This window comes from Paraburkholderia sp. BL18I3N2 (assembly GCF_003001875.1).
Taxonomy (GTDB): domain Bacteria; phylum Pseudomonadota; class Gammaproteobacteria; order Burkholderiales; family Burkholderiaceae; genus Paraburkholderia; species Paraburkholderia phytofirmans.
In genome coordinates this window covers 733,907-759,394 of sequence record NZ_PVNC01000001.1, presented here as the reverse complement: position 1 = coordinate 759,394, position 25,488 = coordinate 733,907, and the positions used below count along the sequence as shown (strand labels likewise).

The following is a 25,488-nucleotide window of genomic DNA, read 5'->3' as shown; positions in this document are numbered from 1 at the left end:
CGACGGCACGCATCGACACAGTTGGCGGAGATTCACCAACACAGTTAGCGCCACACCGCGTCAACTGTTTATGCCGCCATTAAACCGCGAACGCTACAGTTTCGCCATGCCCCGAAGGAAGTCCTTCTGGGGGACTACTTCGATTCGAGGAGATACCATGACTTCGCGCCCCGTCATCGACGACCTGTCGTCTTTCTGGATGCCCTTCACCGCCAACCGCCAGTTCAAGGCCGCGCCGCGCCTGCTGGAATCGGCCAAGGGCATGTACTACCGCAGCACGGACGGGCGTGAAGTGCTCGACGGTTGCGCCGGTCTGTGGTGCGTGAATGCCGGCCACGGCCGGGAGGAAATCGTCGCGGCGATCACGGAGCAACTCTCGACGCTCGACTTCGCGCCGACCTTCCAGATGGGCCACCCGCTCGCCTTCGAAGCGGCCACGAAAGTCGCCGAGCTGATGCCGGAGGGCCTCGACCGTATCTTCTTCACGAACTCGGGTTCGGAATCGGTCGATACCGCCCTGAAAATCGCACTCGCCTACCACCGTTCGCGCGGCGAAGGCCAGCGCACGCGACTGATCGGGCGCGAGCGCGGCTATCACGGCGTGGGCTTCGGCGGTATTTCGGTCGGCGGCATCGCACCGAACCGCAAGACCTTCTCGGGCGCGCTGCTGCCGGCGGTCGATCATCTGCCGCACACCCATAACCTCGAACACAACGCGTTCACGAAAGGCCAGCCGGCTTGGGGCGCGCATCTCGCCGAGGAACTCGAACGCATCGTCACGCTGCACGACGCGTCGACCATTGCCGCTGTGATCGTCGAACCGGTGGCCGGCTCGACGGGCGTGCTGATTCCGCCGCAAGGCTATCTGCAAAAGCTGCGCGAGATCTGCACGAAGCACGGCATCCTGCTGATTCTCGACGAAGTGATCACCGCGTTCGGCCGCGTCGGCACGGCTACGGCCAGCGAATACTTCGGCGTGACGCCGGACCTGATCACGATGGCGAAGGCCATCAACAATGCCGCGATCCCGATGGGCGCGGTGGCGGCGAGCCGCACGATCCACGACAGCATCGTGAACAGCGGCGCGCAAGGCGCCATTGAACTGTTTCACGGCTACACGTATTCGGCCCATCCGGTCGCGACGGCCGCCGCGGTCGCGACGCTCGATCTGTACAAGCGCGAAGGCCTGTTCGAGCGCGCCGCAACGCTCGCGCCGAAGTTCGAAGCCGCAGCCCATTCGCTGCGCGGCGCCAAGCACGTGAAGGACGTGCGCAACCTCGGCATGATCGCCGGCGTGGAACTGGAATCGCGCGACGGCGCACCGGGCGCACGGGCTTACGAGGCGTTCGTAAAATGTTTCGAAGCGGGCGTGCTGGTGCGCTTTACGGGCGATATCCTCGCGTTCTCGCCGCCGCTGATCATCAACGAAGAGCAGATCGCGCACATCTTCAAGACGGTTGGCGACGTGCTGGCCACCGTGCAGTAATCAACTTGCGATAAGCAGCAGGAAGACGGCGGCGCGTTATTTGCGCCGCCTTTTTTTCGAGCGCGCTATGCGCCTCTTACAGGCTCAAACAAAGCACGCGGAGGATGGCGGCATCGCGCAAGACAGTGCGGCCGCCGCCGGGTGCGGCGGGCGGCGGGCCGCCGGCCTAGCTCAGCTCGGCTGACCGCCGGACCGCCGCGCGCGCCCAGCGCCGCGCCACTGCAGCACGCTCAGTGATGCGTACGCGAAGCCCGCGTCTGAGCGGCCTTCTTCGCAGCCGCTGAACGTCCTGCAGCGCCCTTCGTCGCGGCCGCCTTCTTTGCCGCGGCCGATCGGCTGGCCGCCGGGCGCTTCGCTGCCGCGGTCTTCGTCTGCTTCGACAGCGCCGAGCGCGACGCGCCCGCGCTGCCTTCACGCTTCAACGCATTCGTAGCGGCGCGCGAGCGCTTCGCAGTCGACTCCGTGCTCTTTTTCGTCGTGCTCTTGTGTTGCCCGGCGGCGTTATCTGTAGCGGCCTTCTTGCGCGTGGCCTCGCTAGCCGTGCCCTTCTTCGGCGATTTCACGGCGACGCCCGCGCGGCGCGCTTCAGAGAGGCCGATCGCAATCGCCTGCTTGGCGGACCTGACGCCGTGCTTGCCGGCCCGTACCTTGTCGACCTGTTCCTTGATGAATTCACCCGCTTGGGTACTCGATGCTTTGCCGGTGCGTTTGTCAGTCTTAGCACGCTCGATCGTTTTCTTTTCAGGCATGACGGTTCTCCAGTTAGGTATGGCCTGTGTCATGCAGCAACGCGTGTGCCGCGCGGCGTCGGCAGGCGAATCGCGCTGAAAAAAAGCCGGCTGGAGCCAGCCCCATTCCGCAATTGCCGGTGCCGTTTCGCCGGGTTTGGCGCTCGCAGTCGCGACCGGGTGGCTACTTTTTTCTCCCGTACTTATGTGATGAGATGCCTGTCCCGACAGCTCTTCACCAGCACGGCAACACCACTCCTCGTTAGCCTAAGAAACGACAACCGTAAATTCGAGCCCTGACTCAAAGTCCAGCGTCGTTGTCGAGAAGCGCGGATTGCCGTCAAGGTAGTGCTTGTATGGCCGAACGGCGTCCTCGGCTGTGTACATGTTGTCGGCGAGAACGATAGATCCGGGTCGTAACAACCGTTCAATCTGCTTGAATAAATTCAGATAGGAACTGGCCCATACGTCGATAAACACCATGTCGAAAGTGCCGTCCAGTCCGGAAACGGTGTGGAAAACATCACCCTCCCGCAGGTCGACATACGCTTGCACGCCCGCCGTTCTGACGTGGGCCCGAAGATGTGCGCATTTAACGGCGTCGAGTTCGGTCGCTACAACGACGCCACCGCCGAGCATGCGAAGCGCCTCAGCGAAATACAGCGTGGACACACCGCAGGAACTGCCGAGTTCGAGGATTCGGGCCGGTTTGTGCGAAAGCACCATATTGCGCAAGAACCTTCCCGTTTCCGCCGACACGGCGAGAGATAGCGGTGTGCCTTGCGAGGATTCGAAATCTTCGCTAGACAGCCCGAGCGTTTCGAGAAACCGTCCACGCAGTCGTGGCGCGAGCATTTCGTATTCCTCCGCAAGATCCTGAAACTCCTGGCTCGATCCTTGGAACTGCGCCCGTGCGCGGGCTATGACTTCTGTCTGGCTCTGTTCGTGAAGCCGTTGCAAAAGACCTGTGGTTGATGAAGCCATGTGCGCTCCTTGACGAGACCGAAAATGCTGATGACGTATCAAATGACAGACCACGGCACCGTCTTTCCGCCACCAGCTAAAAAACGTGCGGCGCTATGCCGTTCTGGCCAGCTTGATCGCGCGTTCAGGGCACGCCGTCACGCAAAGCCCGCATGACCGGCAGGCGTGTGCGTTGGGCGTGTAGGCGACTTTCATTCCATGCACGCGCAGCTTGAGGCGATGCATCAGATCGAGGCCGCGATAGTCGACCTCATCGATGCGCCGGATCTCAAATACATTCTCGGGGCAGACCTCCATGCAATCGCCCTTTCCCTCGCAACGTGTCAGGTCGACAACGGGTTCAATCACGCCCGGCATCTGTTTGCACTCGGCCGCTGATTTCTCACGCATGTTCAATCTCCCGTGTGCCGGGCGCGGCCCGATCGCCATGCCGTCTTGAAATGCTCGCGTTCTTCCGGCGTCATCGCTTCCCATTTGCGCCAGCGCCGCCGTTCGCGCCAGCCGCCGTGTCCGCGGAATCCGCCGAACAGGATGCGGCTCAAAACCAGCAAGCCCAACGCATGGGCGAAGTCGATCGCACGAGCGCCGACGAATAGCGCCGGAATCACCCAATTCCATAGCGTCATGACCACCCAGCCGAGCACGCCGATAGCGACCACCACGAGCAGTGCCTTACCCGCACATCTGATTCGAAAATTCATCCGTCGACTCCTCTAGATACCCAGTTCGTCATAAATGGCCTGCAGCCGGGCACGCAGACGCAAGACCGCGTAGCGTTTGCGCGCAAGCAACGTGTTGAGCGTGACGCCGCTTTCCGCCACCATCTCCTTGAAGGACCGCCCCTCCAGTTCGTGCGCGATAAATACCTCGCGTTGATTCGCCGGCAACTCATCGAGCGCATCCTGCAAGGCCTTGAGCAATAGAGCGCGCGCGTAGAGGGCTTCGGGACCGGCATCGTGCGCCGGCAGGTCGAGGTCGAGGTGATATTCACTGTCGGCGTCGTCCCCGCTCGTGGACAGATCTGCCAGCGGCTGCTCTTTCTTCTTGCGAAACCGATCGACGATGCGATTGCGCGCGGCACGGAACAGCCACGCGCTCGCTTGTTCGATCGGCGCGGGAAGCCGGTAAGCCTGCACGAATTCGTGGAACACATCCTGCAGAATGTCCTCGGCATCGTCCGGGTCGCGAATTCGACGCCGGATAAAATTGACGAGCCTCGTACGCTCACGCACCACGGTCGCGGTGATGTCGGTGTCTCGTTCGGTCATCGTGTGCGAAGTGGGTGGCGGTTCCATGCGCCTGAAGACGTTTCAGACGCGCGAATATTGTGGCGGGCGCGAAAAATCTTTCGTCGGGTAACTGTGCAACAGCACTCGCGCCGCTCATCCGGACGGCGTATGGTGCTGGTAAGGGTCGGCGTGTGGTCCGGCCCGACGGGAGACGTCCATGAAGATACCTACCGTACGTGCCGGCGCGCATATCGAAGGCGTGCACTGGATCGCCGAGTATGCCGAAGACGTCCACGAGATTCGCGTCTTTCGCGAAGGCCAGGAAGTGGATGTGCACAACGCGCCGTCCACGCTGTTCGGCGACGAGGAAAATGCGGGCTCCAAAAGCACCGCGGATCATCGCGCGGTCGAAGCCGCCGTACTGGCTTATCTGAAACGATTCGTGATCGAGCACGACGCGGAGGAGTAGCCCTCCGCCCACCGCCGCGTGCTGCGGCGGGTCACCGTGGTTCGCTGTGCGGCGACGGCGTGCGTTTCGCTCCAGATGCCTGCGACGCCACGCGCCGCAGGCATCGACACCTTACTCGGCAGGCCGCAGCTTCTTGACCTCGGCATCCGACGGCTGAACGCTCGCGCCATCGATATACCGGTACGAGGTCATCACGCCCTTGCCGTCCTTCAAACCCGTCACGCCGACATACGCGCCCATGGTCGACTGATTGTCCTGCGCGCGATAGGTGATCGGCCCGAACGGCGTGTCCACACCGAGGCCCTTGAACGCAGCGGCGAGCTTATCCGGATCGACCGACCCCGCCTTCCTGATGCCCGCTGCAATCGACATCAACGCCGAATACCCCACCACCGAGCCGAGCCGCGGATAGTCGTGATACTTGGCCTGATATGCATCGACGAACTTCTTGTTGGCCGCCGTATCGATCGAATACCACGGGTAGCCCGTCACGATCCAGCCGGTCGGCGCTTCAGCGCCCAGCGGGTCGAGATAGTCCGGCTCGCCCGTCAGCAGCGACACCACGCTGCGATCCTTGAAGAGCCCGCGAGTATTGCCCTCACGCACGAACTTGCCGAGGTCGGCGCCGAACAGCACGTTGAAGATCGCATCCGGCTTGGCGTCGGCGATCGCCTGCGTCACGGCGCCCGCATCGACGTTGCCGAGCGGCGTGGCCTGCTCGGCGACGAACTGCACGTCGGGCTGCGCCGCCGTCAGCAGCTTCTTGAAGGTCGCCACCGCCGATTGCCCGTACTCGTAGTTCGGATACACGAGTGCCCAGCGCTTCTTCTTCAGCTTGGCCGCTTCGGGCACCAGCATCGCCACCTGCATATAGGTGGAAGGCCGCAGACGGTACGTGTATTTGTTGCCATCGGCCCAGACGATCTTGTCGGTCAGCGGCTCGGCGGCGAGGAAGAAAATCTTCTTCTGCTTGGCGAAGTCAGTCAGCGCGAGGCCGGTGTTCGAGAGAAAGCCGCCGAACAGCAATTGCACCTGCTCGCGCGCGATCAGTTCCTGCGCGACGCGAATCGTGTCGCCCGGATTGCCGTTGTCATCGCGCGACACCACTTCGAGCTGTTTGCCGAGCACGCCGCCCGCGGAGTTCACCTGGTCGAGCGCGAGATTCCAGCCGTTCTTGTAAGGCCCGAGAAAGGCGGGCTGCGCCTTGTAGCTGTTGATCTCGCCGATCTTGATGGTCTGCTGTGCGCTCGCGCTCAAGGCGGCGAGCGAGAGCACCGTTGGCACCATGAAGCGAGAGATCCATCCTGCGCGCGTGGTCATGCGTTTCTCCGTTATCAAAAGGATTGCGGGAATGCGGTCATTGTTATCGGGCGTTTCGAAAGGGGTTCGCGATTCAGCCGGCTCACGGCGGCGTCGCGCGAATCCTGGCGACCCTCGCCGCGACATCCTGCCATGCCGGCTTGCCACCGGCGAATTGCTGACGCAGGTACGACACGAGTTCGGCGACCTGGACGTCGTTGAAACTGTCGCGGTAAGCCGGCATCGTACCGAGTTCGGGCCGCGCAGGCGAGCCGATGCCGTCGAGAATCACGCGAATCAGATTATCGGGCGTCGCGCTGTGCAGATTCGTGTTGAGCGCCAGCGAAGGATGCGCGCCGAATAACTGCGGCCCGCTGCCCGTGTGATGACAGGCGGCGCACGCGCCGTCGAAAAGCCGCGCGCCGAGGCCCGCAGGCGCGCCCGAGATCGCGCTGGCCTGTTCATACTGACGCGCCATCGCTACGGGATCGGCGTTCGGTTCCAACGGATTGAGCGACGCGAGATACGTGGCCATCGCGCGAATATCGCTGTCGGGCAGCGCCGCCAGATCGCCGACAACAGGCGCCATCGGCCCGGCCGCGACGCCGTGCAGCGGCGCGTGACCATTGCGCAAGTAGCTGAAGAGTTCGTCCTCGCTCCAGGGCACGGGTGCGGTCGAGAGCGCCGACAACGCGGGCGCTTCCCAGCCGTCCGCCATGCCGCCGCCCATGAACGCCGCAACGGTTTTCTCGGCGCCGAATGCATTGCGCGGCGTGTGGCACGCGCCGCAATGGCCGAGTCCGTTCACCAGATACGCGCCGCGATTCCATTGCGCGGTTTGCGTCGCACTGGGGGTGAACGTTGTGCGCCCGAGAAACAGCGCGTTCCAGGCAGACATCAGCGGACGCACGCTGAACGGATACGCGAGCTTCGTTTCCGGCGGACGTGAGCGCACCGGCGTTTGCGCCATCAAGTAGGCATACAGCGCTTTGAGATCGTCGTCGGAGGTGTTCTGGAATGATGTGTACGGAAAGGCCGGATAGAGGCGATGGCCATCGCGGCTGATGCCTTGCCGCATCGCCCGCACGAAGGCTTCGAGCGACCAGTTGCCGATGCCGGTCTGACCGTCCGGCGTGATATTGGTGCTGTACACGGTGCCGAACGGCGTATCGAGCGGTTTGCCGCCGGCGTTCGGCACGCCGTTGTGCGCGGTGTGGCAAACCGCGCAGTTGCCGAGCGATGCCAGCAGTTTGCCGCGCGCCACGAGTTCCGGCGCGAACGCGCTCGCTAGCGGCGGGGTGATCGGCGCGATAGCGTGCGGCGCGAGCGACAATGCGCCGAGCCAACCCGCCGCTCCTGCCGCCAATGCGCCTAAAAAGCCAAATCGCCAGCGCTTCTTCCTACGCGCCGCCTTGTCTTCGGCTTGCGCATCGGCGAGCGCGGCGCGGATCGTCTCCGGCGTGAACGGCGGCCGCCGAAAACGCACGCCCGTGGCATCGAAGAGCGCATTGGCAATCGCCGCCGCGCCGGGCAGCGACGCGGATTCGCCCGCGCCCATCGGCGGCTCGCCGTGGCGCGGCATCATCACCACGTCGATCACGGGTACTTCGCGGAAGGTCAGGATCGGATACGCGCCCCACTCCTGGCTCGTCACTGCGTTCTCGCCGAATGTCACGCGCTCTTTCAGCGCACGGCTGGTCGTCTGGATCACGTTGCCGTGGATCTGATGACGCACGCCGTCGGGATTCACCATCGTGCCGGTGTCCTGACCGACCACCACGCGCGTCACCGCGAGTTCGCCGCTCTTGCGATTCACTTCGACCTCGGCCACCCACGCGGACCATGCCGCACCGAAGCCGGGGAATTTGCTGTGCACGTAGCGGGCATAAGCGATGCCGCGCCCGCGTGCGATGTCGCCTTCCTCATCTTTAAGCTCGGCGTTGCGCCCGGCGTTGCGTGGCTCCCAGCCGGCCTTTTCCGCGACCGCTTTCACCAGTTCGATCGCTCGCGGATCGGTCAGATGCTTGAGGCGAAACTCGACCGGATCGACGCCCGCTTCCACCGCGAGTTCGTCGATAAAGGACTCGTGCGCGAACGTATTCGGTAACGCGGATACGCCGCGCAACCACGACGCCCGCACGATCGGCGGCGTGTCGTCGCAGACGATGCGCATACTGCGGTAGTCGTACGGCGGCACCGCCGTGCGGTCGCCCATTTCGAACACTTGCGGCTGCGCGGAGATCGTGCCCGTCAGCAGCAATGCCAGCGTCGGCGCATCGTTGGACGGATAGCGCGTCGCAAAGTCGTAGGCGGCCAGTTCGCCTTCGGCATTCAGCGCGCCGCGCACGTCCATCAATTGCGCGGCGCCTTTCGGTTCCCACGCGTGCTCGTCTTCGCGCGAAAGTTGAACGCGCACTGGACTGCCGGTGGCACGCGAGAGCAATGCGGCATCGGCGGCGACATCGTCCGCGCAATTGCGGCCGTAGCAGCCCGCCGCCTCCATCCGCACGATTTCGATGTGCGCTTCGTCCATACTCATCAGCAGAGCGAGATCGGCGCGCAGCGAATGCGGATTCTGTGTGCCCGACCAGACCTTCAACGCGCCTTCGCGATAATCGGCCACCGCGCAAGAAGGCCCAATCGACGCATGCATCTGAAACGGCCATACGTAGGTGCGTTCCAGCGTGCGGGCGGAGTCTTGCGCGAGCGCTGCATCGACATCGCCTTCGATCACCAGATCGCGCCGCTTGGCAGGATTCGCGCGCAACGCTGCTTCCACTTCCTCGCTGGTTTCGAGCGACGGCAAACCCTCTACCGCTTTCCATTGCACGCGAAGCCGCTTCACGGCCTGCTGCGCGACTTCCTCACGCTCAGCCACGATGCCGATGAAATCGCGAATCACCACTACCTTGACGATGCCGGGCAATTCACTAACCGAGTCTTCATCCACCTGCAGCAGACTATTGCCCATGAAGTCGCCTTGCGCGACTCCGGCGTACGGCGGCCGCACCACACGTCCATGCAACATGCCGGGCACGCGCACGTCGTGCACGAAACTCAATTCGCCGGTGGCCTTCGCCGGAATATCGACGCGCGGCGTGCTCTTGCCGACGATCTTGTACGTATCCGGCGACTTCAACGGCGCATCGGTCGCGAGCTGCAATTCGACGCGTTTTCCGCTAATCAACTCGCCGTAGCCAATGCCTTTCGCAGCCGCGCTGCCATCACGTTGATAAACGACGCCATCACGCACATCGAGTTGCTCGACGCCCACATTGAAGCGCGCCGCCGCTTCCGCCAGCAGAAATTGCCGCGCCTGCGCCGCAGCATGCCTCAACGGCACCGCCGAAATCTGGATCGTCGCGCTGGCAATCGTCGGCCCCTGATTCGGCGCTTCACGCGTGTGACCGAGCACGATCGACACGCGCGTCAACGGCACATCCAGTTCTTCCGCGACGATCTGCGCGAGCGCCGTGCCGATGCCCGTGCCCAAATCGACGTGACCGTTGAACGCGACCACGCTGCCGTCGTCACGCACAACGAGGAACATGTCCGCCTCAGTCGGCACGAACGATGAGCGCGAGGCCGGCTGACCGATCGCCGGCTTCACCGGCGCTTGCGGCGCACGCGTGACGATCAGCACGCTCTGCGCATCGTAGAGCTGCTGCCGCGACGGCGGCGCGGTGCGTCGATCGACGCTCAAATCCGGCCCGGTCATGCGCGCACTCCTTCGTGCACCGCTGCCCGCGCCCCACCTTGCGCCTCGATCAATTCAGCGGCGCGCTGCACCGCGCGCACGATCTCGACATGCGTGCCGCAGCGGCACAGATTGCGCGACAGCTCCCGCCGGATCGTCTCGACGCTCGGATGCGGATCGCGATCGAGCAGCGCCTTGGCCGTCATGATCATGCCGTTCAGGCAATAGCCGCATTGCGCGGCCTGTTCTTCGATGAACGCCTGCTGCACCGGATGCAGCGCGGCCCGTGTGCCCAGTCCTTCGAGTGTGGTGATCTCGCGGCCCAATGCGACCTTTGCGGTCGTGACGCACGCGCGCGTCGGCATGCCGTCGAGCAACACCGTGCACGCGCCGCATTCGCCGAGTCCGCAGCCGAACTTCGGACCGTTCAGCGCGAGGTCGTTACGCAGCAGATAGAGCAGCGGCGTGTCGGCGTCGGCGCTGACGAGATGCGTCGCGCCGTTCACCTTCAGCAGAAGAGGCGCGGGGCGGTTCATGATCGTGCCGAAGCGGCTGCGCGACACGTACTCACAGCACCACCGGCACTTCGGTAGCCGGCGGCGTATTACGGCTGCGCCGGCAGCGGATCAGACCGTCGATCATCACCATCCCCACGCCCGGAATATCGCCGAGCTGCACGCTTTCGAGCAGCGTATCGGCCGCCGTATGTTGTGCGCGATCCATGAACACGAGGTCGGCGGGACGGCCCACTTCGATCAGCCCCTGGCGCAGATTGCGCTGACGCGCGGTGTTGCCAGTCGCGAAGCAGAAGGCAATTTCGGCGGGCACGTCGGCGAGGCTCGAAATCAGCGCGATCATGCGCAAGATGCCGAGCGGCTGCACGCCGGAACCGGCGGGACTATCGGTGCCGAGAATGATCCGGTGCGGGCACTTCAATTCGATCGCATGACGCGCGGTCAGCAAAGCGATCCGTTCGTTGCCGTTGTGGACGATTTCCAGCGCGCGGCTCGACTGCTCGCACAGATCGCAAACATGCCGATATGAGAGCGACGTATGCCCGCCGTTGATGTGGCCGATCACGTCCGCATCGGCTGCGAGCACCACGTCGCGATCGATCAGGCCCGAGCCGGGAATGGACGGACCGCCCGTGTGAATCGTGCTCTGAATGCCGTACTTGCGTGCCCACGCGACCATTTGCGCGGCTTCCTCGCCGCCCTTCACGCTGCCGAGGCCGACTTCGCCGAGCAGCTTCACGCCCGCTTCGGACAGCTCCTTGAAGTCCTCTTCGACCATGCCCTTCTCGATCACCGGCGCGCCCGCCATCACCTTCACGCCGCCGCCGACACCGGCGCCCCGCATGCCTTCGAACGAACGTTGCGCGGTCATTGCAAGCGCCTTCACGCCGAGCACGTCTTTGGGGCGGCCGGGCAAATGCACTTCACCGGCGGAAATCATCGTGGTGACGCCGCCGTTCAGATTCGACTCGATCCAGCCCATCTGATTCTGACGCGGCGTCCAGTCGCCGAACACGGGATGCACATGCGAGTCGATCAAACCGGGCGCGACCGTCGTCCCTTTGCAATCCACCGTCGTGCGCGCGCCTTCGAGATCGCAATCCTTTTCCTTGCCGACGGCGACGATCACGCCGTCGTCGATCAGGAGCGTGTCCGCATCGAGAATCGGCTGATCGATGTCGCCCGATAACAGCAGCCCGATGTTGGTCACCGCGACCTTGCCCGACAAGCCTGTCAACGTCTCTGCTGCCATCTGCCTCTCCTATCGCAACGACTGCCCGGCGCGCACGAAGTGCCACAGCGTACAATTCGCGCGCGCCGATGGAAGAAATCACACGCTCAGATAAGCGCGCCTCACTGTTTCGTTCTGCGCGAGTTCGCCGATCGTGCCGCTAAAACGGATCTGCCCTTTTTCGAGGACATACGCGCGGTCGCTGACCAGCTCGGCGAAGTGCAAGTTCTGTTCGGACAACAGTATCGACAGCCCTTCGCGCTTGAGTTCGAGAATCATGTTCGCCATCTGTTCGACGATCACGGGCGCCACGCCTTCGGACGGTTCGTCGAGCAGCACCAGATACGGATTGCCCATCAGCGTGCGCGACACCGTGAGCATCTGCTGCTCGCCGCCGCTCATCTGGCCGCCCGGCCGCTGCGGCATTTCGCCGAGATTGGGAAAGAGCCGGAACAGTTTTTCCGGCGTCCACTGCGGCGCGCCGTCGCGCGGCGGCTGGCGGCCCGTGGAGAGGTTTTCCATCACGGTCAGATCCGCGAACACGCGCCGATCCTCGGGCACGAAGCCCATGCCCATGCGCGCGATCTTGTACGGCGGCAGCGCCGCGATGTTCTGCCCGCGAAAATTCACTTCGCCCTGACGGCGCGGCAGCAGACCCATCACCGCTTTCATCGTGGTGGATTTGCCCGCGCCGTTGCGGCCCATCAGCGCGACGACTTCGCCGCGCCCGACTTCGAGGCCGACGTCGAACAGGATATGCGCGCGGCCATAGAACGCGTTGAGGCCGGAGACTTTCAGCATCGGCTCGCTCATTGCAACGCTCCTTGTCCCTGATGGCCGCCCGCTGCGTCGTGCAGCGGCGCGTGCGGCTGGAAGGTCTTGCCGGTGCCGAAATAGACTTCCTGGACGCGCGGGTCGTTGCGGATCGTGTCGGCGTCGCCTTCGGCGATCAGCTTGCCGCGCGCCAGCACGATCAGGCGATCGGCGTAGGCGAATACGACGTCCATGCTGTGCTCGGTGAACAGCACGCCGATCTTGTGTTCGGTGACGAGTCGTTTGGTCAGCGCCATCAGTTCGTTGCGCTCCTTCGGCGCCATGCCGGCGGTGGGTTCGTCCATCAGCAGCAGCTTCGGGCGGTTGGCGAGCGCGATCGCGAGTTCGACGCGCTTCACGTCGCCATAAGCGAGCACGCCGCAAGCGCGGTTCGCGTCCGCGGCCATGCCCACCTGGTCGAGCAGCGCGAGGGCTTCATCGGCGTAGCGCGCGCCAGCAGGTTTCCATAGACCGAAGGTTTTGCGTTCGCGCGAGACCAGCGCCATTTGCACGTTCTCGATCACGGTCATGGAATTGAAAGTCGCGGCGATCTGAAACGTACGGCCTACGCCCAGTCGCCAGATATCGCGGGGACGCATGCCGACCAGCTCTTGACCGTCGAGACGAATCGATCCGGACGAAGGCGGCAACTGTCCGTTGACCATGTTGAAACAGGTCGACTTGCCCGCGCCGTTCGGTCCGAGCAAGGCAAGCAATTGGCCGGCTTCGAGATCGAACGAGACATCGTCCACCGCCTTGAGTCCGCCAAACGATTTGGAGAGGCCAGAGACGCGCAGCAAGCTCATAGCCCCTCCTTGATCGCGGCGCGTTGGGAAGGTGAGACGGCGCTCTTGTCCGCGGGATCGGCACTGTCGTCGCCGAAACGCTCGCGAATGAAGCCGACGATTCCCTGCGGAAACGCAATCACCAGAAGCAGGATCGCGAAGCCCAGCAGCGCCTGCCAATAGTCGGTCTGACGCGCGACCGTGTCTTGCAACCACGTGAACACAGCCGCGCCCACGATCGGCCCGGTGAGCGTCTGCAAGCCGCCGAGCAGCACCATCACGAGACCGTCCACGGAACGGCTCACGCTGATCACTTCCGGAGAAATCGTGCCCTTGGAGAACGCATACAGCGAACCGGCGAGCCCGCAGAACAGCGACGCGATCACGAACGCGGCCCATTGCACGCGCTTCACGTCGATGCCGATCGCCTCGGCGCGCAGCACCGAATCACGCGATGCACGCATCGCGTAACCCAGCGGCGAGAACAGCATCTTGCGCAACAGCCACACGCCGATCACGGCGCAGACGAGCGTCACGTAATAAAAGGCCACCGGGGAGGACAACCAGTTCGACGGCCACAAACCGAGAATGCCGTTGCTGCCGCCCGTCACGTCGTCCCACTGGAACACGACCGACCAGACGATCTGCGCGAACGCTAGCGTCAGCATCGCGAGATACACGCCGGAGAGGCGCACGCAGAACCAGCCGAACACCAGCGCGCCGGCGACCGCCAGTAGCGGGCCAAGCAACAAGGCGGCTTCCATCGGCAGATTCAGCACTTTGAGGAACAGCGCGGCGCCATATGCGCCCAAGCCGAAGTACGCAGCGTGGCCGAACGAATGCATGCCGCCCGGTCCCATGATGAAATGCAGACTCGTGGCGAACAGCACGGAGATCAGGATCTCGACCAGCAACACGGGCATGTACGGAAACGCGTTGGCCGCCAACGGCGCAAGCACGAGGACGAGCAAAGCAATGGCGGCCAGCCCCTTGAGACGTTTGCCCGCAGGGCGCAAAGGCGTTTCCGGCGCCGCCATGCCGCGCACCGCGGCGCTCGCTCGGCCGAGCAAGCCCCACGGACGCACCACCAGCACGACGGCCATCACCACGAATTCCGCTACCAGCGTGAAGCGGCTCAACGACAGCCCGACGCCGAAGATCGTCACATGGCCGATGCCGATGCACAGCGCCTTGATCTCCGCGATGATCAGCGCGGCGATAAACGCCCCCGGAATCGAGCCCATGCCGCCGACCACCACCACCACGAACGCGTTGCCGATCGTCTCCAGATCCAGCGACAGATTCGCCGACATGCGCGGCCCTTGCAGCGCACCGCCAAGGCCGGCGAGAAACGCGCCGACAAAAAACACGCCCGTAAACAGCCACGCCTGATTGATGCCGAGCGCGCCGAGCATCTCGCGATCCTGCGTCGCGGCGCGCACCAGCGTCCCCCAGCGCGTGCGTGTCAGCGCATACCAGAGCAGCAGCAACACCACCGGCCCGATCACGATCAACGCGATGTCGTAGGTCGGCAACGGATGGCCGAGGAAATCGACCGCGCCCGCCAGATGCGGCGCGCGTGGTCCGAACAGGTCTTCCGGACCCCACAGCCACAGCGCGGCATCGCGAAAGATCAGCACCAGCGCGAAGGTGGCGAGCAGATGAAACAACTCGGGCGCCTGATAGATGCGCCGCAGAACGATCATCTCGACCAGCGCGCCCAGCACCGCGACCACCAGCGCCGCCGCCAGCACCGACAGCCAGAAACCACCCGCGGTGTGTCCGAAGCGGCTCGCGATGCTGTACGCCACATAGATGCCGAACATATAGAACGAGCCGTGCGCAAAGTTGACAATGCGCGTCACGCCGAAGATCAGCGACAAACCGGCGGCGACGAGAAACAGCGTCGACGCGTCGGCGAGTCCGTTGACCAGCTGTACCAGCAAATTCGAAAGCATCGCGACCCTTGGCAGCTTGCCGAATAGCGAAGGCGCGGCTTTGGCGCATTCGACGCGATCGGCAGACATTGCAGCGCGTGCGGCACCATGCGCGCACGCGTCAACGGCAGGACAATACAATACGCCCCGAAGAAAGTCCCTTGGGGCGCCGGCGAAAACGCCGAATGCAAACTCCTCAGCGCAAACCGTCTTCGCCCTTGATCTCGCTCACCTGCAAGCCGCCGATGCGCGGCAGCGGCCGCCCCGACGCCGTCACCGCGACGGCCACGACGATTTCATTCGCGCGAGGAGCGTCCGATACGCGCGCTTCGATCGCATCGAAATGGCTGCGCACGAAGGCGGCGTCTTTATGGCCGAGCGGCACATCGATCGCCGTGCCGAGCGTGCCCATCTTCTTCGCCGACGGCACCAGCGCCGCGCCTTTTTCGACCGCGACCCGCAGCGGCGCGCCGAGCTTGGGATGCAGGATCGCCGCGGCATGTTCCAGTTCGCCCGCCTCGCCGACAATGGCGGCCTTGCCATAGCTTTGCGCCTCGCCTGGCGCGATGCCCAGCGCCTGAACACACTTGTTGCCGAGCAACGCGCCCAACTCTTCGCCGGCTTCGATCAGCGCGTCGAGTTTGGCCTCGAAGCGGCCGGCGTAGGGATTATCGATCACCGCAATCGCGACCGCGCGGCGCGCCGGCGGCTCGACGGCCTGGCCCATTTCAATGCGTGTTTCATCCACTTGCACGACCAGCTTGCGAAGCTTGATTGCCATTTCGCTCTCCGAGTTTCGATGCCTGTTCTGCTTCGTTTCAATGCTTCAACGCGGCGCGTCATTCAGGCGCTGCTCAGCGCAAACCGTCCTTGCCCACGATCGCTTCTTTCGCGAGGCCGCCGACGCGCGCATGCACGCGCTGCCCCGTGCTCATCACGAGGATATACACCAGCTCGTCCGCGGCGGGCGCGCCGGGCACGCGCACTTCGATCGCATCGAAATGGCTGCGCACGTAACTCGCATTCACGTGTGTGAGCGGCACGTCGAGCGCCGTGGACGGCGCGCCGACTTTCTTAGTCGACGGCACGATGGCGTTGGTGGGCACGCCGTTTTTCTCCAGCAACTCACGCATCGCATAGCCGCCGGGAACGTGCCACAACGCGCCATGCTCGAGTTCGCCGCGCGCGCCGACAATCGCACCCTTGCCGTAACTCTCGATCGACGCATGCGGCACCGCCATCGCCGCCAGCAGCCGTTGCGCCATATCGAAGCCGATCGGCTTGAGCGCTTCCATGGCGTGCTCGATTTTCGCTTCGTAACGGCCGGCGAACGGGTTCGTCATCACCGCGGCAATCGCGCCGCGCCTGAGCGGCTGCGCGGGCGCGGGGCCGAACTCGTGGAAGATGTCTTCGACGTGCGTCAGCACGCGGCGTATTTCAAACACGGAGCCTCCGTTTTAGTTTGCGCGCTCTGCGAGAGCAGACCGCTTGTGTCATGAATGCCGGCGACACGCACCCGTCCTTGCAGAAAAAGCGCGGCGCCTTCGATCAAGCCTTGGTCGAGCAAACGCCGCGCGGCTTCGACGCCACGTGCCAGCGCGAAATCGATCAGCGGCTGCGGCAACGTCGGCACGTCGACCGTGACGAGCATGTCGCCCAGGTCGCTCTCGTCTTTCAACGACGAAGCCGGACGCCGCAGAATACCCTCATGATCCAGATCGACGGCGTTGGCGATTACGGTTGCGGCAGCGTCGGCGGCAGCGGCGTTGCGCGCGAGCACGGTGACGCTGTCGGCGATACCGAGGCTGAAGCTGCGGCCACGCCAGCCGCTCGTCGCGATGCCGCGGACGGCCAGGCTGGCGTCGAGCGTCAGATTGGCGTCGAGCGCGTGATCGCGCGACAGCCGCACGGCCGAGAACGACGCCAGGTCCGCGAACACGCCGACGCGGTATTGCTGCCCTTCGGTCAGATACAGCGCGATGTCGCCGCCGTTGTTGATGAAGGCGCGTGAGACGCCTTCGCGCGCGAATGCGGTGATCAGTTCGTCGGCCACGCTGCCCGCGACCGCGGCCATCGGCGTGATGTAGCGCGCGCGGTGAGGATGGCAGGCCGACCACATACGGCGGGCAACCGGCCCTTGCAATGCGTTGTCGTACAGCGCGGCTTGCGATGAAACAGGTTGCTTGAGCTGCTTCAGTTCACCCACAAGTTCTGAAAGCACATCGACAAAGCGCGCCCAGCACGCCTCATACGCGGCCTGCACCGCCTGGGGCGTGCCGTCCGCGCTGAGGATCAGATCGATCGGCCCATGCTGCCAGTGCCAGCGGGTCGCGTCGAGTCGGGTGCGGGTGGGGTTCATCGCTTTGGTCGCATCGGTTTTTGCGTCACGTGTACTGGAGGCGCCCGCCCGGTCAGCCAAGCATCGGCGGCATGGCGGGCGGCCACGGGTTGTCGGGATTGCGCGCCAGCGTACGGCGCGCGCGCGGCGCGCCTTCCGTATGTTCCGGCCCGTTCGCGAGCACGCTCTCCAACGAACGCACCGCGTCGAGATGACCGCCGAGATCGCGATACGCGTCGTAAGTCATGGTGAATTCGATCGGCGCGACGATCGCCGGCGTCGGCACCGTGCCGAACGAACGGTCCGGCATGCGCGCAACGTCGACCATCACCGTGATCCCGCCGCCCGGCCACACATAAGCCGGCGCGCCGCCGCAGGTCACGTTGACCAGTTTCTGTTTGATCGCCCGCGTGAGCAGCACGGGGTTCTCCGTGGCGCCCGCTCGCAGACTGCCGCCCGCGCCGCCGAGAAACAGCACGGTGGCGAGCGACGGCTCGCAGTTCTCGCCGATCCGCTCGACCGTGCGGCGCACCGTATCCGGCATCGCCGCGATGCGCGGCACGAGGCTCTGATCCAGTTCGTACCACTGCGCGTGTTCGCCGGTGGTCGACACCATCAATAAGCGCATGCCGGGTTTGGCGACGGCGGGATCGAAGCCCTCGACAATCGCCAGCGGGTCCTGAATGTCGGTGCCGCCCCAGCCGGTGCCCGGATTCGCCACCTGGAAGTAGCGGCCCGGCGTCGACTTGCGTCCGCGAATCTTCACGCCTGAGCGCGTCATGCCGAGGCAGCGCCCGGCCTGATGTTCGGTGAGCACGCCGGTAATGTGGTCGTCGACGACCACCACTTCGTCGGCGTGACCGAACCATTGCTTCGCGAAGATGCCGATGGTCGCCGAGCCGCAGCCCACCCGCATACGCTGCTCCTCGACGCCGTCGACGATCGGCGCCGCGCCCGCGCGAATCACGAGACTCGCGCCGCCGTCGATGCTCAACTCCACCGCTTCCTTGTTGCCGAGCGCGAGCATCATGTCGCAGGTCACGCGGCCTTCCTTCTTGCTGCCGCCGGTGAGATGGTGCACGCCGCCGAGGCTCAGCATCTGCGAGCCGTATTCCGCCGTCGTCACATGGCCGACAATTTCGCCGTGGCAGCGCACGTTCGATTGCTCCGGCCCGAGGAAGCGGTCGGTGTCGATCTTCACCTTGAAACTGCAATAGCTGAAAATGCCTTCGGTGACGACCGTAATCATGTCGACATCGTCGAGTTTCGACGCGACGATAAAAGGCGCGGGCTTGTAGTCGGGATAGGTAGAGGAAGCGCCGACGCCGGTCACGAACAACGCCTGCCCGGCAACGGAGTCGTGCACTTCAGATTCAGAAGATGCACCGAATTCGATCGCGGCATTCGCCTCGGACGTTGAAGATGAAGACGCGCGCGACAGGAACACCACCGGGTCGACGCGAATCAGCCGCCCATCCGCGTTCGCATAACGATCGCACGCGCCGGTGCGCCCCTCGGATATCTGACACAGCACCGGGCAGGCATTGCATTCGATCTTGTTCGACGCCATCCGCTCGCTGCGTGGCGCGGCCTTCTCGAGCACGGTCGGTCCCGGCGTCGAGGCGGTTTCGCCGTCGACGCTGTCCGCACCGAAATCGACCTTCGTATGTTCTGTCATGGTGGGGTTCCCATACGACGACATTACAATCGGTCCCGCTCCGGCTGGCGAATAGTGCCTGTTCGCAGGCACTTTCGCGTGATCCGCCGATTTCCATGTTGCGGTCACTCACCGTTCGTGTAGTATCCGCTACACCAAACTCCTTAGAAATCTACTCGATCAATTTAGTCTGTGCAACGTATTTACTGGCGTGCGCGCGATTGGTGCAATGCCACATCGGCGCTTTGTTGCTAGCTTGGTGACGCTTCAATCTACGCCGAAGTGAATGATCGTGCAGTGCATGCCGCAGCAGTCCGTGCGGGCTGTATGATGAAGGCGCGCGCCCGCCTGGCCGGCCGCGGCGCATGCCGTTCAACCTGACGCTAACAAGAGATCCGAGACCGCCATGAGTCCCACCGCCGCCCGCAAGCCGGGCGCTACAGGCATCCGTGCGAAACAGGCGCAGGACACGCGCGCCAAGATTCTGAAAGCGGCCATCAAGGTCTTTGCCAAGCAGGGCTATGCGAGCGGACGCGTGGAAAGTATTTCGAAGGCCGCGCGATCGCACGACCGCATGATCTACTACTACTTCGGCAGCAAGGAACAGCTGTTCGTCGAAGTTCTCGAAACGATCTATACGCAATTCAACGAGGCGGAAAGCAAGCTCGATCTCGATCTGGACGATCCCGTGCACGGACTCGAACAGATGGTCGAATTCGTCTGGCAGTATTACCTCGATCATCCCGAGTTCGTCACGCTGCTCTCCAGCGAGAATCTTCACCAGGGCAAGCACGCGAAGAAATCGCTGAAGCTGAAGGAGATTTCCGGCTACGCGATTTCGGTAGTGCAAAAGTTACTGGACGCGGGTCAGGCACAGCACGTCTTTCGTGCCGACGTCAAAGCGCGCGACGTCTATCTGATGATCGCGTCGCTCGGCTATTTCTATAACGCCAATCAGTACACGTTGGGTGCTTTTCTCGGCGAGCCTTTGATGGACAAGGCGTCGCTCGACCATTGGCGCGAAGTTATCAAGGACACGGTGTTGCGCGCGGTGCGCTCGAGCTTGCCGGTGCAGCCGGATGCAACGGCGCTCACCGTGCCTTGAACGAGGCAAGCCGGAATAGCAAGGTATGAGCGCTCCGTCGCAAGATGACGCTACGCCTGAAAATGATCTCTCAATACGCTTACGATTCGTTCGGACGCGTGGCCGTCACCGTACGGCGACACGCCTCGCGCCATACGCCTGTATTCGGCCGGGTCGTCGAGCAGCCGTTGCGTGTTCGAGACGATGTCGGCGTATTCGGTGCCCACGAGCTTGACGACCTCGTGCGCGACGGCCTCCGGACGCTCTGTCTCGCGCCGCAGCACGAGCACCGGTTTGCCGAGCGCCGGCGCCTCTTCCTGTACGCCACCGGAGTCGGTCAGGATCAGATAGGCGCGCTTCATCGCCGCAACGAACGGCAGGTAATCCAGGGGTTCGCACAACGTGATCCGGGGATGGTTGTCGAGATGGGCATATGCCGTCTCACGCACGTTCGGATTAGGGTGAACAGGATAGAGGACGTGAACGTCGGGATTGTTATCGGCGATCGTCTTGATTACTCGAAGGATGTTCCGAAACGCCTCGCCGAAATTCTCGCGACGGTGCGAGGTCACCAGAATCAGCCGGCTATCGCCCTTGAAAGGCGTTGCGCCGTCGGACCGCGCGGCCACGTCCAGCAACGCGTCGATGACCGTGTTGCCGGTGACGAACACGCTCGCTGCATCGATGCCTTCTGTGAGGAGATTCTGTTTCGCGGTCTCCGTCGGTGCGAAATGCCAGCGCGCCAGCCGGCTCGCGACCACACGATTCATTTCTTCCGGAAACGGATTTGAAAGATCACCCGTTCTCAATCCCGCTTCGACATGTCCGACCGGCACGCGCCGGTAAAACGATGCGAGCGCCGCCGTCAGCACGGTAGTCGTGTCGCCTTGCGCGAGCAGCACGTCGGGCTGTTCGGCGGCAAGCACATCGTCGAGCCTAACCATGAGCCGCGAGGTCAGCATGGGTAGAGACTGATTGGGTTGCATGATATCGAGGTCGATATCGGCTTTAATCTCGAACAGCCGCAACACCTGGTCGAGCATGCCGCGATGCTGCGCCGTTGCCAGCACGCGGCAGTCCGCCCATTCTTCGCGCTGCAGCCGCTTGACGAGCGGCGCCATTTTCACCGCTTCAGGACGCGTTCCGATGGTGACGATAATCTTACGTTTTTTCACGGCGTTTTCCGGTATTGGACTTGATAAAGGATAGGCGGCTATATCCGGTGGCAGCCCTTTGCATGGTCACGCTCTACCGACCAACCGGCAGATCGCGCTTCTGAGCCGCCAGGTCTTCGAGCGCAGCATCGTGTTCAATTGCCTTTCGACGGCGTCCGCATGCGCTCGGGCTTCGGTCAGCAACGCCGCACAATGTTCGCCTTCGATCTCGTATCTTTCGATGCAGGCATGAAGCGAAGCAACCTCCGCAGACAGCGCGCGGCATTCCTGGCTCGCTTCGCCCATTGTCTGGTCGCGTTCGGTGATTGCTCGTGTTAGTTCGCGGACTGTCTGCTCCCGCTCGCTGATTGCTTGCTTCAATTCGTCGAGTGCTTGATCCCGTTCGGCGAGCGTCTCTTGCGAGCGCTTCAGCTCTGCTTTCTCCGTATCGAGTTCCGCGCATACTTGCTGCAGCGTCTTCTCCGTCGATTCGAGTCGCGCGGTCGTTGCGGCGTACTCGCTATGACTTTGAGCAAGCTGCGCCGCGAACTGCTCTCTCTCTGACGCGTGCTGTCGAGCGATGCTTTGACTGCGCTCTAGCGCGAACGCCTCGTAGGTATCGTCGCCAGTAAAAAAGTTGCGCAGATCGGGCTGGGTGTGTCCGAGCGCCGAGAGCCGTGCGTAGACAACCAATATCTGCTTGCCGTTCCAGTAGTTGATATTGATTTTTGCCGCATCGACGACGCGACAGGCCACCGCGGCGAAACCGGGCACCGGAGAGACCGGAATGTTGTCCAGGTCGAACGTGAAGAAATGCTCGGGAATCCGGTCATATTCCTGAAACGGCAGAAGCAGAACCAGAAAACGCTTCGTATGGTCGGCGAGGCGTGCGACGACATCAAACGGGCTGTCGAAATGTTCAAGCGTATTCGACGAAAAAATGACGTCGTAGTCGTCCAGGTTGTCGAGAGACTGAGCTTTGAAACGCCTATGCGGAAAAGAGTTCTTGGCCTTCTCGATCGCCACTTCCGAAATATCGACGCCGGTGATGGAGTTCACGCCGAGCCATTTGCTCAGTTCGTCTACGCCCTGCCCCTCCGCACAACCCCAGTCGCAAATCTTCCATTGCTCACGCAACACCAGGTCCTTGAACCAGTCCGGCATCAGCTTGGCCGCAAGCGTCGCGAAAAATCGCGTTTGCCCATGTCCGCCGGCAGACACCCAGTCCGTCGAGAAACGATGGTCCCAGTATTGCTTCGAGTTGATGTCGGTCATACAAGGCCTGTTGGTCTGCGCATTCCATTGAATGCGCGGGCGTTCGCGATGGGGTCGAAAATGCCTAGTCGACGGTCAGCGTGCTTTCGATGACTTCGCGCCAGCGGTTTTCCCATTCCTTCTTCGCGAACGCGGCCGAGGACTCGAGTCCGTGCGCTGCAAGTCTGGCGAGCCTCATTCGATCGTCGGCCAGTTCTTCGATAGCGGTCGCAAGCTCGATATAGTCCGCACGGATCAGCTTGCCGTTGTAGCCGTCGACGATCAGATTCGGCAATCCGCCGACGTTGGTCGCGATGACCGCGTTATTGGTCGCCAGAGCCTCGATGCAGGACAGTGACGTTCCTTCCGAATACATGGTCGGCACCAGCACGATATGGCTGTCGACGTAGGCTTTGTACATCTCCTCCATGTCGTATTCGGTCCACGCCACCCTCTGCGGATGACGCGCCATGAACGCTTTCACCGCTTCCGCATCCCGATCGATCGCCTGTCCGCACAGGACCAGACGGATGTCCGAGCGCCGCGAAAACAGAAGGTCGAACGCGTTAATGGTCAGATAAAGACCCCGCGCCTCATACAGCCGGCGCGGCAGGAGAACGCACAGCTCCTCCGCTTCGAAGTTCTTCGGATGGCTCCTGAAAGACTCCAGATCGACGTAGTTCGGGACGTACGTCAGCGTGTTGGCGAGCGCCCAGTCATAGGTCCGCACCCAGTTAATAAAGTTCGTATCGACACAAACGCATTGATCGCTGTTGCGCAGCGCGCGGAACAGCGTTTCATAACGTCCCCGGTCAAATGTTGCGAGGTTATTGGACGCTCCGTCCCAATGAATGCCGTGGTTGATCGAGATGACGCGCCTGTTTTTTCCAAGCGAGGCGGCAAGTTCAGTCGGCGACGCAATAATCAGATCGACATCCGCGCAAAATTCGGCGTATTTGCTCGACATCATGTCGAAATCAAAGTTGTCCGCGGCCTTGACGCCGACAACCTTGACGCCTCGAAAATCGCGCTCGAACGGCTCACGGGCGTTCTGCAACAGACGAACCTCGCACCCCATGCCACGGAGCACGACTGCGAGGTCGTAGACATAGCGTTCGGCCCCGCCCTTATAGACAGTTTCACCGTTCCAGTCGTAGAAGTTGACATTGACGATGTCCACCTTCATCGTGCGCCGCACGGAAGGGGCCGTCAGCCTTGTCACGTTCCTGGCGTTGACCTGTCTGAGCAACGGCGCGTGAAGCACCGGCCAGGCATGCGCGCCCGCAACCTCTGCGGACGCCTCCGTGTACGCCGTCGACCAATCTCCGCTCGCCACCGCATCGACGAAGTCGATTCCCGAGGCGACGATAATGGCGTGTTCGTATTCCCTGATGGTGCGGGTCGGCGTGCCGATCACCGGCTTCCCCGCGGCCAGATACTCGAACAGCTTCAGCGGCGAAACGGGGTCGGTTTTCTCGCTGACAACGAACGGCACGACACCGACATCGATCCAGGCGAGATAGTGCTTCAGTTCGGCATACGGCTTCGGGCCGAGGTGAATGAAATTGTCGAACGTCTTCAGACGCGCCATGCGCTCCTGAACCTCGACGCTGTATTGCGGCTCGAAAGCGACGACCGGACCGACGAACAGCAGCACGATATCGTTGAGCCGCACGATTTCGTCGAGCAGATCGAAATCGATCAGCTCGGAGATTGCGCCGTGGTAGCCGACAACCTTCCGGTTCGCCACCATCTCGTACAGCTTCGCCGGCACGTCGCATCGCTCGCGCTCGCCGTGAATGAAATCTTCGGGATAAACGCCGTTTTCCAGCAGCAGCGCATTCGTGACCTTCGCGCGGTTCGCCTCATACAGCCGATTCGACGAGAACAGGCAAACATTCGCGATCTGCAGCAAGACCTCATGGTCGCAACGCATGACGTCGGAATAGTTCGCGAAGATGGTCAGGTCATCCAGAACATCGTAGATCGTCAATGCGGCACGGCAGATTTCGGCGACGTACTTGAAACCCGGCCAGTGGAGATAGAGCGTGACCGGTTCGTCCTGGAAATAGCCGAGGAAATCCTCGACCATGTTGGACACGTACAGGTTTTTTGTCTTGGGCTGGATAACGGGGTAAAGGCCGCCGAACTCCAGCATCACGCAAAGATAACCCGCCTTCGCAAACTCGGCCATGATGTGGTCGGGACGCTGCTTGAGCGAAAGATCGTAGGCAACCGGGCACAGCACCACACCGCGGCGGTCCGGATGCGCCGTAAGCAGGCGGCTGATCTGGTGCCTTCTTTGCTTCGAGGGATCCTTTGCGTAGTTGCCAAAGTATGCCGCCTGGGCGCGCGTGTGGGTTTCGTAGTCTCCGCCGGCTATGGGCAGGACGTCATGCATGGGAACACCGGCAACGGGCGGCGCCTGCGTCTTGCCGCGCGCCGCCAACGCGTAAACCGCGCTCGCAATCCGTCGCATTGGCGCAGTCAACTTCCACGAACTGCTTTCGAAGACTTCGCTAAGAGCGCCCTGCACCCGCTCGCGCTCGCGAACCTCGAGCACAAGCTCGCTCGATACGTCGTTCAGCGAGCGCTTGAGACTATGGATTTCCGACAGCGCGTCCGACAACCGCTTCGCCAGTGTGTACCGGTCTCTGCGCGCGAGCCGCTGCTCCTCTGCAATCTGCTCGTGTTGCGTGATGAGAGCATCCGCGTCGGAGATCGAAGCGCTCCGCTTCGTGACCGATGCGAGGGTTTGTCTCCGCGTTACGTTTGGCATTGCTTCCTGTCCGTCCATGGCCAACCTCTCGAGTCGCCGTTATTCCAAT

The 25,488-nt window shown here is 62.9% G+C and carries 22 protein-coding genes; 3 read left to right on the top strand and 19 right to left on the bottom strand.

The features are described from left to right. Positions 1-157 precede the first annotated feature (157 nt). On the top strand, positions 158-1,486 hold the full coding sequence (locus B0G75_RS03485; protein WP_106300638.1) for an aspartate aminotransferase family protein: 1,329 nt from the start codon (positions 158-160) through the stop codon (positions 1,484-1,486). A gap of 230 nt (positions 1,487-1,716) precedes the next feature. Here B0G75_RS03485 and B0G75_RS03480 read toward each other — a convergent pair whose 3' ends face one another. The 5 genes from B0G75_RS03480 to B0G75_RS03460 all read right to left on the bottom strand — a co-directional run bounded on the left by B0G75_RS03480 (position 1,717) and on the right by B0G75_RS03460 (position 4,493). Continuing rightward, positions 1,717-2,235 carry a DUF6496 domain-containing protein gene (locus tag B0G75_RS03480; RefSeq protein ID WP_106300636.1) on the bottom strand — a complete coding sequence of 173 codons (519 nt, stop codon included), beginning with the start codon at positions 2,233-2,235 and terminating at the stop codon, positions 1,717-1,719. Positions 2,236-2,481: 246 nt separating this feature from the next. Further along, entirely contained in the window at positions 2,482-3,198 is a 717-nt protein-coding gene (locus B0G75_RS03475) for an O-methyltransferase (protein ID WP_106300634.1), read from the bottom strand. A 93-nt stretch (positions 3,199-3,291) separates the two neighbouring features. Beyond that, positions 3,292-3,588 (bottom strand): 4Fe-4S dicluster domain-containing protein, encoded by a 297-nt coding sequence (locus B0G75_RS03470; RefSeq protein ID WP_106300632.1) that lies wholly within the window; start codon positions 3,586-3,588, stop codon positions 3,292-3,294. Positions 3,589-3,590: 2 nt separating this feature from the next. Then, complete coding sequence (locus B0G75_RS03465) at positions 3,591-3,899, bottom strand: hypothetical protein (RefSeq protein WP_106300630.1); 309 nt, start codon at positions 3,897-3,899, stop codon at positions 3,591-3,593. 12 nt (positions 3,900-3,911) lie between these two features. Beyond that, positions 3,912-4,493: a sigma-70 family RNA polymerase sigma factor gene (locus B0G75_RS03460; protein WP_181309148.1), complete on the bottom strand. Its 582-nt coding sequence runs from the start codon at positions 4,491-4,493 to the stop codon at positions 3,912-3,914. Between the two features lie 151 nt (positions 4,494-4,644). Between B0G75_RS03460 and B0G75_RS03455 the strand changes: the two genes are divergently transcribed. Then, on the top strand, positions 4,645-4,896 hold the full coding sequence (locus tag B0G75_RS03455; RefSeq protein ID WP_007178046.1) for a hypothetical protein: 252 nt from the start codon (positions 4,645-4,647) through the stop codon (positions 4,894-4,896). 111 nt (positions 4,897-5,007) lie between these two features. Here the strand turns inward: B0G75_RS03455 and B0G75_RS03450 are convergent, their stop codons facing one another. From B0G75_RS03450 to B0G75_RS03400, 11 genes are all read right to left on the bottom strand, one after another. Next, positions 5,008-6,216: an ABC transporter substrate-binding protein gene (locus B0G75_RS03450; protein ID WP_106300626.1), complete on the bottom strand. Its 1,209-nt coding sequence runs from the start codon at positions 6,214-6,216 to the stop codon at positions 5,008-5,010. 82 nt (positions 6,217-6,298) lie between these two features. After that, positions 6,299-9,913, bottom strand: coding sequence for a molybdopterin cofactor-binding domain-containing protein (locus B0G75_RS03445; protein ID WP_106300624.1), 3,615 nt, complete (start codon positions 9,911-9,913; stop codon positions 6,299-6,301). Further along, positions 9,910-10,428 (bottom strand): (2Fe-2S)-binding protein, encoded by a 519-nt coding sequence (locus B0G75_RS03440; RefSeq protein ID WP_106301843.1) that lies wholly within the window; start codon positions 10,426-10,428, stop codon positions 9,910-9,912. Before B0G75_RS03440 ends, B0G75_RS03445 begins: the two co-directional genes overlap by 4 nt. 31 nt (positions 10,429-10,459) lie before the next feature. Beyond that, the gene (locus tag B0G75_RS03435) at positions 10,460-11,659 is read right to left on the bottom strand and encodes an amidohydrolase family protein (RefSeq protein WP_106300622.1); all 1,200 of its coding nucleotides are present in this window, start codon (positions 11,657-11,659) and stop codon (positions 10,460-10,462) included. A gap of 78 nt (positions 11,660-11,737) precedes the next feature. After that, the gene (locus B0G75_RS03430; protein ID WP_106300620.1) at positions 11,738-12,451 is read right to left on the bottom strand and encodes an ABC transporter ATP-binding protein; all 714 of its coding nucleotides are present in this window, start codon (positions 12,449-12,451) and stop codon (positions 11,738-11,740) included. After that, the gene (locus B0G75_RS03425; protein ID WP_106300618.1) at positions 12,448-13,257 is read right to left on the bottom strand and encodes an ABC transporter ATP-binding protein; all 810 of its coding nucleotides are present in this window, start codon (positions 13,255-13,257) and stop codon (positions 12,448-12,450) included. Before B0G75_RS03425 ends, B0G75_RS03430 begins: the two co-directional genes overlap by 4 nt. Beyond that, positions 13,254-15,194, bottom strand: coding sequence for an ABC transporter permease (locus tag B0G75_RS03420; RefSeq protein ID WP_106301840.1), 1,941 nt, complete (start codon positions 15,192-15,194; stop codon positions 13,254-13,256). The genes B0G75_RS03425 and B0G75_RS03420 overlap by 4 nt, the downstream gene beginning before the upstream one ends. A 175-nt stretch (positions 15,195-15,369) precedes the next feature. After that, the gene (locus B0G75_RS03415) at positions 15,370-15,954 is read right to left on the bottom strand and encodes an amino acid synthesis family protein (RefSeq protein ID WP_106300616.1); all 585 of its coding nucleotides are present in this window, start codon (positions 15,952-15,954) and stop codon (positions 15,370-15,372) included. 73 nt (positions 15,955-16,027) lie between these two features. Beyond that, positions 16,028-16,618, bottom strand: a complete 591-nt coding sequence (locus B0G75_RS03410; protein ID WP_012426218.1) for an amino acid synthesis family protein — start codon at positions 16,616-16,618, stop codon at positions 16,028-16,030. Then, positions 16,594-17,532: a UPF0280 family protein gene (locus tag B0G75_RS03405; RefSeq protein WP_106300614.1), complete on the bottom strand. Its 939-nt coding sequence runs from the start codon at positions 17,530-17,532 to the stop codon at positions 16,594-16,596. The genes B0G75_RS03410 and B0G75_RS03405 overlap by 25 nt, the downstream gene beginning before the upstream one ends. Positions 17,533-17,584: 52 nt before the next feature. After that, positions 17,585-19,189 (bottom strand): 6-hydroxynicotinate reductase, encoded by a 1,605-nt coding sequence (locus B0G75_RS03400; protein ID WP_106300612.1) that lies wholly within the window; start codon positions 19,187-19,189, stop codon positions 17,585-17,587. A gap of 385 nt (positions 19,190-19,574) precedes the next feature. On the opposite strand from B0G75_RS03400, the gene B0G75_RS03395 reads away from it, so the two are divergent. Further along, positions 19,575-20,273: a TetR family transcriptional regulator gene (locus B0G75_RS03395; protein WP_106300610.1), complete on the top strand. Its 699-nt coding sequence runs from the start codon at positions 19,575-19,577 to the stop codon at positions 20,271-20,273. 50 nt (positions 20,274-20,323) lie between these two features. Here B0G75_RS03395 and wecB read toward each other — a convergent pair whose 3' ends face one another. From wecB to B0G75_RS03380, 3 genes are all read right to left on the bottom strand, one after another. Further along, a complete protein-coding gene (gene wecB, locus B0G75_RS03390; protein ID WP_106300608.1) occupies positions 20,324-21,427 on the bottom strand; it encodes a non-hydrolyzing UDP-N-acetylglucosamine 2-epimerase in 1,104 nt (367 codons plus the stop codon). 66 nt (positions 21,428-21,493) lie between these two features. Continuing rightward, positions 21,494-22,681: a class I SAM-dependent methyltransferase gene (locus B0G75_RS03385; RefSeq protein ID WP_106300606.1), complete on the bottom strand. Its 1,188-nt coding sequence runs from the start codon at positions 22,679-22,681 to the stop codon at positions 21,494-21,496. Positions 22,682-22,745: 64 nt separating this feature from the next. Beyond that, on the bottom strand, positions 22,746-25,439 hold the full coding sequence (locus B0G75_RS03380) for a glycosyltransferase (RefSeq protein WP_258194211.1): 2,694 nt from the start codon (positions 25,437-25,439) through the stop codon (positions 22,746-22,748). Positions 25,440-25,488: the final 49 nt, after the last annotated feature.